This is a genomic window from Chromatiales bacterium 21-64-14 (genome assembly GCA_002255365.1).
Classification (GTDB): domain Bacteria; phylum Pseudomonadota; class Gammaproteobacteria; order 21-64-14; family 21-64-14; genus 21-64-14.
Genome location: NCBI01000005.1, coordinates 36,131 through 45,664, shown reverse-complemented (window position 1 = coordinate 45,664; position 9,534 = coordinate 36,131). Strand labels below are relative to the sequence as shown.

The 9,534-nt window shown below is 63.8% G+C and carries 6 protein-coding genes; 4 read left to right on the top strand and 2 right to left on the bottom strand.

Going from position 1 to position 9,534, the window contains the following annotated elements; translation table 11 throughout:
• Positions 1–144 precede the first annotated feature (144 nt).
• Together B7Z66_04605 and B7Z66_04600 are read right to left on the bottom strand one after the other, a co-directional pair.
• Positions 145–828, bottom strand: a complete 684-nt coding sequence (locus B7Z66_04605; GenBank protein OYV77391.1) for a heme exporter protein CcmB — start codon at positions 826–828, stop codon at positions 145–147.
• Positions 825–1,769, bottom strand: coding sequence for a heme ABC exporter ATP-binding protein CcmA (locus B7Z66_04600; protein ID OYV77390.1), 945 nt, complete (start codon positions 1,767–1,769; stop codon positions 825–827). The genes B7Z66_04605 and B7Z66_04600 overlap by 4 nt, the downstream gene beginning before the upstream one ends.
• Before the next feature lie 56 nt (positions 1,770–1,825).
• On the opposite strand from B7Z66_04600, the gene B7Z66_04595 reads away from it, so the two are divergent.
• The 4 genes from B7Z66_04595 to B7Z66_04580 all read left to right on the top strand — a co-directional run bounded on the left by B7Z66_04595 (position 1,826) and on the right by B7Z66_04580 (position 9,485).
• Entirely contained in the window at positions 1,826–5,500 is a 3,675-nt protein-coding gene (locus B7Z66_04595) for a methionine synthase (GenBank protein OYV77389.1), read from the top strand.
• Positions 5,421–7,514 carry a hypothetical protein gene (locus B7Z66_04590; protein ID OYV77388.1) on the top strand — a complete coding sequence of 698 codons (2,094 nt, stop codon included), beginning with the start codon at positions 5,421–5,423 and terminating at the stop codon, positions 7,512–7,514. Before B7Z66_04595 ends, B7Z66_04590 begins: the two co-directional genes overlap by 80 nt.
• A 262-nt stretch (positions 7,515–7,776) precedes the next feature.
• Positions 7,777–8,712, top strand: coding sequence for an ABC transporter (locus B7Z66_04585; GenBank protein OYV77387.1), 936 nt, complete (start codon positions 7,777–7,779; stop codon positions 8,710–8,712).
• Positions 8,712–9,485 carry an ABC transporter permease gene (locus tag B7Z66_04580; GenBank protein OYV77453.1) on the top strand — a complete coding sequence of 258 codons (774 nt, stop codon included), beginning with the start codon at positions 8,712–8,714 and terminating at the stop codon, positions 9,483–9,485. The genes B7Z66_04585 and B7Z66_04580 overlap by 1 nt, the downstream gene beginning before the upstream one ends.
• The last annotated feature ends 49 nt before the right edge of the window (positions 9,486–9,534 follow it).

The window sequence follows — 9,534 nt, the reverse complement described above, 5'->3', positions numbered from 1 at the left end:
CGGATCGCCACGCTACCGTGCTCCGCTCTCACGTCTGTTCCAGGCACCGCTCCGGCCCCGGCCTCTGTTTGTGACCACCGATTCCGGGAATTATTCCCGCCCCGGGCATTGTTTACGTTGACCCAGGTTAATCCCGATCCATTCTCACCCAAAGCTGATCCGCAACGCCGCCGCCGCCGCCGCCGGGGCCAGGGTCAGGGCCAGGACCAGCAAGGCCCCCAGCAGGGCAAGGGGGCCATCCACCGGGAGCCCGGCGGCCGCGCTGCTCACCGCGCTGGCCCCGAAGATCAGCACCGGGACGTAGAGCGGCAACACCAGGAGCGAGAGCAGGACCCCACCGCGTCGCACCCCGACGGTCAACGCCACCCCAATGGCCCCGACCAGGCTCAGCACCGGAGTGCCGAGCAGCAGGCTGAGCACCAAGCTGCCCATGGCTCGGGCCGGCAGAAACAGCGACACACCCAGCAGCGGACCCAACAGCACCAGGGGCAGGCCACTCACCAGCCAGTGGGCCAGGACCTTGGCCAGCACCAGCACGGGCAGCGGGTGCGGGCTGAGTACCACCTGTTCCAAGGACCCGTCGTCGAAATCCGACCGGAAGATGCCCTCCAGGGACAACATCGCCGCCAGTAGCGCCGCCACCCAGATCACCCCCGGCGCCATGGCCTGGAGCGTGGCCTTTTCCGGCCCCACGCCGAGGGGCACGAGGGTAACCACTATAATGAAAAACAACAGCGGGTTGATCATCTCCGCCCGACGCCGGAAGGACAGGAGCAGGTCCCGGCGCACCAGGGCCACGAAGCCGGCCAGGGGTCCGGAGCCGCTCATGAACCGAGGGGCACCCGGGTCAGGGCACATCCCTCCAGCTTCACCGCTTGGTGGGTCGTCAGTACCACCATGCCCCCGTTTTGAGCGTGGTCCCGCACCAGCGTCTCCACCACCGCCACGCCGGCTCGGTCCAGGGCGGTGAGTGGTTCATCGAGGATCCACAGCCACCGGTGCGCCGTCAGCAAGCGTGCCAGCCCCACCCGGCGCCGTTGCCCCTCGGACAGGGTGCGGCAGGGCACGTCCTCGAATCCCGTGAGCCCAAGCCGCTCCAGGGCGTCAGGCGGCTCCCGGCCTGGGCCACCACCCCCCAAGGCACGGTTAAAGCTCAGGTTTTCCCGTGCAGTCAACTCCCCTTTGACACCATGACGGTGCCCCACGTAGGCCAATGCCTCATGGTATTCGGGACGGACCGCGGACAGCGGGGCTCCGCCCCAGCGGACCTCTCCCGCGTCCGCCAACCTGAGCCCACACAGGATACGCAGCAGGCTGGTCTTGCCACAACCGTTGGGACCCTCCACCTGCACGACCTGACCCGGCGCCAGGGTCAGGCCGAGCCCCCGGAATAGCACGCGGTCATTGCGCACGCACTCCAACCCCTCCGCCTCCAGGCGGTTGACGTCCGACCGCGCCCCCCGGGACGCCGCGCTGTCCGGTGCGGTTTCCAATGCAGAGCCATCCGTTGTGATGCCCTCCACGCCGGCTGGCGTGGAGGAACCGGGCCCCGCGCGAACGGGGCGCCCATGATAGCATGGCAAAATGTCCGCGGCAGGTGGCGCCCATGGACGGTCCCCGGACCGCGGGGGGCACCGCACCGTGGCCGTAAAATGGCCGTGGATCCATGGTATAGTGCGCGCCTCACGGGCACCGGTCGTTGCACCGGAGCTGGGCAGTACTCCCCAGCCCGTCGCCCGCTGCCGCCCCAATGCCCCAGGCAAAGACATCCCTCAAAAGGGAGGCGCCCGGCCCCAAGAACGCGACGCGGTCTAGCCCTTTCCTTATGAAAACCTTCGCCAAACTGCTCCAAGAACGGATCCTGATTCTGGACGGTGCCATGGGCACCATGATCCAAAGCTACCGGCTTGGGGAGGCCGATTACCGCGGCGAACGCTTCGCGGATCACCCCTCGGACCTGAAGGGCAACAACGACCTGCTGGTGTTGACGCAGCCCGGGATCATCCGGGATATCCATACCGCCTATCTGGAGGCGGGCGCGGACCTCCTGGAGACTAACACCTTCAATGCCAACGCTATTTCCCAGGCCGACTACCACCTGGAATCGCTCGCCTACGAGTTGAACGTGGCCGCGGCGCGGCTCGCCCGGGAGGCCGCGGACGCGGTGGGCACCGCCGAACGCCCCCGCTTCGTGGCGGGCGCACTGGGCCCCACCAACCGCACCGCGTCCCTGTCCCCGGACGTGAACGACCCGGGGTTCCGCAACGTGAGCTTCGACCAACTGGTGGCGGCCTACGGGGAGGCGGCCCGCGGGCTCCTGGACGGCGGCGCCGATCTACTGCTGGTGGAAACAGTATTCGATACCCTGAACGCCAAGGCGGCGTTGTTCGCGATTGAATCGCTGTTCGAGGAGCGCGGCGCGCGCTGGCCGGTCATGATCTCCGGCACCATCACCGACGCCAGCGGCCGCACCTTGTCGGGCCAGGTCACCGAGGCGTTCTGGAACTCGGTGCGCCACGCACGGCCGCTGTCCATCGGCCTGAACTGCGCCCTCGGCGCCCGGGAGCTGCGTCAGTACGTGGAGGAACTCTCCGGGGTCGCCGACACCTACGTCAGCGCCCACCCCAACGCAGGGCTGCCCAACGAGTTCGGGGAATACGACGACACCCCCGAGGCCATGGCGAGGGAGATCGGCGAGTGGGCCGCCAGCGGATTTCTCAACATCGTGGGCGGTTGTTGCGGAACCACGCCGACGCATATCCGCGCCATCGCCGACGCGGTGGCCGCCCATCCACCGCGTCGTATCCCGGCGCTGCCGCGCAAGTGCCGGTTGAGCGGTCTCGAACCGCTCAACATCGGCGCCGATTCCCTGTTCGTGAACGTGGGCGAGCGCACCAACATCACCGGCTCCGCGCGCTTCAAGAAGCTCATCCTGGAGGGCGACTACGAGGCGGCCCTGGCGGTGGCGCGCCAGCAGGTGGAGAGCGGCGCCCAGATCATCGACGTCAACATGGACGAGGGCATGCTGGACGGCGAAAAGGCCATGGTGACCTTCCTCAACCTGATCGCCACCGAGCCCGACATCTGCCGAGTGCCCATCATGATCGACTCATCCAAGTGGTCGATCTTGGAGGCGGGCCTGAAATGCATCCAGGGCAAGGGCGTGGTGAACTCCATCAGCCTCAAGGAGGGTGAGGAGGGGTTTCTACACCAAGCAAAGCTGGTGCGCCGCTACGGCGCGGCCGTGGTCGTGATGGCCTTCGACGAGACCGGGCAGGCGGACACCCTGGAACGCAAGGTGCAGATCTGCGCGCGCTGCTACCGGCTGCTAACGGAACAGGCCGGGTTCCCGCCCGAGGACATCATCTTCGATCCCAACATCTTCGCGGTGGCCACCGGGATCGAGGAGCACAACCACTACGCGGTGGACTTCATCGAGGCCACGCGAAAGATCAAACAAGACCTGCCCCACGCCCTCATATCCGGCGGGGTGAGCAACGTCTCGTTCTCGTTCCGGGGCAACAACGCGGTGCGCGAAGCGATACACGCCGTGTTCCTCTATCACGCCGTGCAGGCCGGCATGGACATGGGGATCGTTAACGCCGGGCAGCTCGCGGTCTACGAGGAGATCCCGCCTGACCTGCGCGAGCGGGTGGAGGACGTGATCTTGGACCGCCGGCCCGACGCGACCGAGCGCCTGCTGGAGATCGCCGAGAGCTACCGCGCCGGGGGCGGCGAGGCCAAGCAGGAGGATCTTGCGTGGCGTGCCTGGCCGGTGGCCAAACGTCTGGAGCACGCCCTGATCAAGGGCATCGCCGACCACGCCGAGGAGGACGCGGAAGAGGCGCGCCATCAATTTGACCACCCCATCCAGGTGATCGAGGGCCCCCTGATGGACGGCATGAACGTGGTGGGGGACCTGTTCGGCGCCGGCAAGATGTTTCTGCCGCAGGTCGTGAAGAGCGCCCGGGTTATGAAGAAGGCCGTAGCCTATTTGATCCCATTCATCGAGGCGCGGAAACATGCCGGTTCGCGGCCCAACGGCAAGATCGTACTGGCCACCGTAAAAGGGGACGTGCACGACATCGGCAAGAACATCGTGGGCGTGGTGTTGCAGTGCAACAACTTCGAGGTCATCGACTTGGGTGTAATGGTACCGGCCGCGAAGATCCTGGAGGCCGCCAAGGCCGAAGGGGTGGACATCGTGGGCCTGTCCGGACTGATCACACCGTCACTGGACGAAATGGCGCACGTGGCCAAGGAGATGGAGCGCCAGCAGTTCAAGATCCCATTGCTGATCGGCGGCGCAACTACTTCGCGGGTACACACCGCGGTCAAGATCGCGCCGCATTACAGTGAGCCCACCATCTACGTGAAAGACGCATCTCGCGCTGTGGGCGTCGCACAGAACCTGATCAGTAGCGAGCGGCGCGCCGAATACGTGGCGGCGCTGCGCGCCGAATACGAGCAGGTGCGCGAACAGCACCGCGGAAAGCGGGCGCAGACCCGCTGGCGCACGCTGGACCAGGCGCGCGCCAACCGGTCCAAGGTCCAGTGGGAAGGCTATACGCCGCCGGTCCCGGCGGTCCTGGGCATACGTGTCTTCGACGACTACCCGCTGGAGGAACTCCAGGGGCTGATCGATTGGTCCCCGTTCTTCCACGCCTGGGAAATGGCCGGCAACTACCCGAAGATCCTGGACGATCCGGAGAAAGGGGAGGTGGCACGCAAGTTGTTCGCCGACGCACAGGACATGCTCGGGCGGATCGTGAAGGAGAAGTGGCTGGCGGCACGGGGCGTGATTGGGCTGTTCCCCGCCAACCAGGTGGGCGAAGACGACATCGAACTCTATGCTGACGAGTCACGCCGCGAGGTCCTGATCACGCTCCATCATCTGCGCCAACAGAGCGAGAAGCCGCCCGGCCGGCCGAACCGGTGCCTGGCGGATTTCGTGGCCCCCAAGTCCACCGGCCTAAAGGACTACCTCGGCGCCTTTGCCGTCACCGCCGGCGCCGGTATCGACGCGAAAGTGGCGGAGTTCGAGGCCCAGCACGATGACTACAGCGCGATCCTGCTCAAGGCCTTGGCAGACCGATTGGCCGAGGCGTTCGCCGAACGCCTGCATGAACGCGTGCGCCGCGAGTTCTGGGGCTATGCACCCGACGAGCAGCTGGACAACGAGGCGTTGATCCAGGAAGGCTACCGCGGGATCCGTCCAGCTCCGGGCTACCCCGCCTGCCCGGACCACACGGAAAAGGCCCTGCTGTGGGAGCTCATCGACCCCCTGCGCAACGCGCAGATCGCCATCACCGAGAGTTTTGCAATGATCCCCACCGCCGCGGTGAGCGGCTGGTACTTCTCCCATCCCGATGCCCGCTATTTCGGGGTGGGCAGAATCAACCGGGATCAGGTTGAGGATTATGCGCGGCGCAAGGGTATGGACACGGCCACCGCCGAGCGCTGGCTGGCGCCGAACCTGGGCTACGAGCCTGAGGAGTGAGCTCCGTCGGGACGTGCAGCGACAGGGTACCATCCGCGGGCACGTCCCGACGGAGCGAACAGAAAATGGACGTCGCGCCGATATTGTCCTTGCCGACGGCAGGCGGCAGCACCGCACGGGAGCCGGTCACCGGGATGGGTTGCTGCGAGTCGTTCCAGCGGGACAACTGACCGCACGGGTACGGTACGGGCACGGTCAAGGAGGGGATGGGGTGCAGATCTTAGGCATAGGGGACCACATTAGTTGCGGCTCTGCCTTGGTGCGGGACGGCGTATTGGTCGCCGCCGTTACCGACGAACGTCTGATCCGCGAAAAGATGGTGTTCGGCATTCCGCGCGAATCCATCCGTAACCTGATGCGCGGCCACTCTCTGGCACCCGGCGACATAGATGCTGTCGCGGTAGCCACGCGGAATCAGCACTTGATCGACGGCTACGTGGACTTCAAGGACGGTTGGTTCGGCCTCAAACGCAGCAAGTACAAACAATACCTGTTCGAGGTGGCCTCCAACGTAAGCAAGCTGCGGCGCCGTATCCCCACCATCGACAAGGTCTACTACGCGATGCGGCAGCCGGCGTTTAACCGGCGGCGCAAGGAATTGCAGCGTATCCTCCGGGAGGAATTCGGATTCACCTGCCCTATCCACTTCCTGGACCACCACTACTGCCATATCACCTCGGCGTACTATACCAGCGGCTACCGCGATGCCGCGGTGTTTTCCATCGACGGCGGCGGGGACGGCAACTGCGGCAAGGTCTACGACGTGGCCGATGGGAAGTTCACCGAGCTATGTGCGATCCCAAGCTTCGACTCATTAGGGACCTTCTACTCCTACATCACCCAGATCTGCGGATTCAAGGCAGGCCGCCACGAAGGAAAGATCACCGGTCTCGCCGCGAACGGCAAGCCGCAGTACGTGCCCATCCTGCGCAAAATCCTGGCCCTGGAGGACGGGCGCTTCAGGAACGTGGCCAACGTCTTCTTTCTCTCGGCCTTGCGCGAACTTCAACGCCGGCTCCCTGCGGATTTCAGCCACAAGGATCTCGCGGCCAGCATTCAGGATTACTCGGAAGAGCTGGTGGTGGGGCTCGTGCGTCATTGGCTCAAACAGACCGGACGGCGTAACGTGGCGCTCGCCGGCGGCGTGTGCGCGAACGTGAAGATCAATCAGCGCATCCACGAGATGCCCGAGGTGGACTCGGTGTTCATCCACCCCGGCATGTCGGACGAGGGCATGCCCGTGGGTGCGGCCCTCGGCCTCTACTATCAGCGCTCCGGCAAGCGCTATGAGCCCACGTTTCCGACCATGCCGCACGTCTATCTGGGGCCTGAGTACAGCGACGCGGAGATCCGCCAGGAACTCGAGAAATGCGGTGTGGAAGCCACCCGCTACGAGGACGTAGAGAGCGAGATTGCCCGGCTCCTCGCCGCCAACGCGGTGGTCGCACGATTCAATGGCCGCATGGAGTATGGTCCGCGCGCCCTAGGCAACCGCACCATCCTGTATCCGGCCACCGACCCCTCGGTACACTATTGGATGAACGAGGCACTGCACCGGACCGAATTCATGCCGTTCGCGCCGGTGGTCATGGCCGAGTACGCGGAACAGTGCTTCACGGGTCTTGATGGCGCCGAGAACGCAGCACGCTTCATGACCATCACCTTCAACTGCACGGAATGGATGGCGAAGAACTGTCCCGGAGTGGTTCACATCGACAATACGGCACGGCCGCAGCTGGTCAGCGAACAGGACAACCCCAGCCTGCACCGGATATTGTCGAAGTATCGCGAGTTGACTGGGCTCCCGTGTCTGATCAACACCAGTTTCAATATGCACGAGGAGCCTATTGTATGCTCGCCCTATGACGCGATCCGGGCATTTCAACTCGGACATCTGGACTATTTGGCCATCGGCCAGTGGGTTGCACGAAGCCCATCGCCGCAACCGCGCAACGCGGATACGACCCGCTACGATGAGGCCATGAACCGCCGCGGGAGCGTACACCGCTACTGAGGGGGCACCCAAGATCCTGCTTACCTACGCCGTTACTCTTACGCAGCGACGCAGGGTGCGGCGCTCGATTGCTTCAAATTGGCCGATTTTATTCATGGCACTATCATCCACAGGTCATGGTCTCTGCGCAGGGTGTAGTGACTCATGCCTGAAAGTCCGCACGCCAAACTGTGCCTTGGCGGGTCTCGGCCCAGCCGTGCGAGCCCATGTTACAATCCTCCTCCTGCGCCGCAATGGGTGTCGGCATTCCTCGGTCGTTCCTATGTCCAAAGCACTTTCCGTACACGGTCTCAGCAAAATCTACGCGAACGGGCACCATGCCCTGAAGGGGATCGACCTGGACGTAAACCAGGGGGATTTCTTCGCGCTGCTCGGACCCAACGGGGCGGGAAAAACCACGCTGATCGGGATTGTCAGTTCACTGGTGAACAAGACCGCCGGAAAGGCGTTCATCTTCGGCAAAGATATAGATACCCAATTCGCCGACGCCCGCACCCACATCGGCCTGGTCCCCCAGGAGTTCAATTTTCCACTGTTCGAGCCGGTGGTGGAGATCGTGGTCAATCAGGCTGGTTACTACGGCATGGAACGCAAACGCGCCTACACCCGCGCCGAAGAGGTGCTGCGGCAGCTGGGACTTTGGGACAAGCGGCGGAGCGCGGCGCGGGACCTCTCCGGTGGCATGAAACGCCGCCTGATGATCGCCCGCGCCCTGATGCACGAGCCGGAACTGTTGATCCTCGATGAGCCCACGGCGGGCGTCGATATCGAGTTGCGGCGCTCCATGTGGGAGTTCCTCCGACACATCAATGCCCAGGGCACCACCATCATCCTGACGACCCACTACCTGGAAGAGGCGGAGAGCCTGTGCCGTAACATCGCGATCATCGACCGCGGCGAGCTGGTGGAGAACACCAGCATGAAGCGGCTGCTGAATCGCCTCGATACCGAGACCTTTGTTCTGGACCTGGACCAGCCGTTGCGTAGCGCTCCAGCGCTGGAAGGTCACGTGGTACGTCTGCTGGATGAGACCACGCTGGAGGTGGAGGTCTACAAGCAGAAGGGGATCAATCAGCTGTTCGCCGAGCTGTCGCGCTCCGATATCCAGGTGCTGAGTATGCGCAGCAAGGCCAACCGCCTGGAGCAGCTCTTCGTGCACTTGATCAATGGTGGTGGGGCCGAAGGTAACGCCGCATGATGACGGTGCGCGGGAAATACGTCGCGTTCAAGACCATTGTCATCAAGGAGGTGTTGCGCTTCGCCAGGATCTGGTTGCAGACCATACTGCCGCCGGTAATCACGACCTCGCTGTACTTCGTTATCTTCGGCCATCTGATCGGGGCGCGGATCGGCGTCATGGACGGCTTCCGCTACATCGAATTCATAGTACCTGGCCTGATCATGATGGCGGTAATCACCAACTCTTATTCCAACGTGGTGTCGTCGTTCTACGGCGCCAAGTTCCAACGCAGCGTCGAGGAGCTCCTCGTCTCGCCGATGCCGAACTACGTCATCCTGCTCGGCTTCGTGACCGGTGGCGTGGCCCGTGGGTTGGTGGTGGGTATCGCGGTGAGCGCGGTATCGCTGTTCTTCAGCCACCTGCAGGTAAGTCACCCATTGGTCGCCTGCACCACGGTTATCCTGACCTCGGTTGTATTCTCGCTCGCGGGGTTCATAAACGCGGTGTTCGCCAAAAGCTTCGACGATATCTCCATCGTACCCACCTTCGTGCTGACGCCGCTCACTTATCTGGGTGGCGTGTTCTATTCAATATCGCTGCTGCCGCCGTTCTGGCAGCGGGCCTCTCTGGCGAACCCGATTCTGTATATGGTCAACACCTTCCGCTACGGTTTCCTTGGGGTCTCGGATATCGGCTTGGTGACGGCCTACAGCATCATATTGGGATTTATCGTGGCACTGTTCATAATCAGCCTGTACCTGCTGCGCCATGGCGTCGGGATCCGCAGCTAGTGTTGTTGCACTCGATCCGGAATAGATGGGACCCGATATCCATGTGGAT

Coding starts and splice junctions, on each gene's coding strand:
- B7Z66_04605 (OYV77391.1), bottom strand. CDS start 828: ATGAGCGGCTCCGGACCCCTGGCCGGCTTCGTGGCCCTGGTGCGCCGG.
- B7Z66_04600 (OYV77390.1), bottom strand. CDS start 1,769: ATGTCTTTGCCTGGGGCATTGGGGCGGCAGCGGGCGACGGGCTGGGGA.
- B7Z66_04595 (OYV77389.1), top strand. CDS start 1,826: ATGAAAACCTTCGCCAAACTGCTCCAAGAACGGATCCTGATTCTGGAC.
- B7Z66_04590 (OYV77388.1), top strand. CDS start 5,421: ATGCGCGGCGCAAGGGTATGGACACGGCCACCGCCGAGCGCTGGCTGG.
- B7Z66_04585 (OYV77387.1), top strand. CDS start 7,777: ATGTCCAAAGCACTTTCCGTACACGGTCTCAGCAAAATCTACGCGAAC.
- B7Z66_04580 (OYV77453.1), top strand. CDS start 8,712: ATGACGGTGCGCGGGAAATACGTCGCGTTCAAGACCATTGTCATCAAG.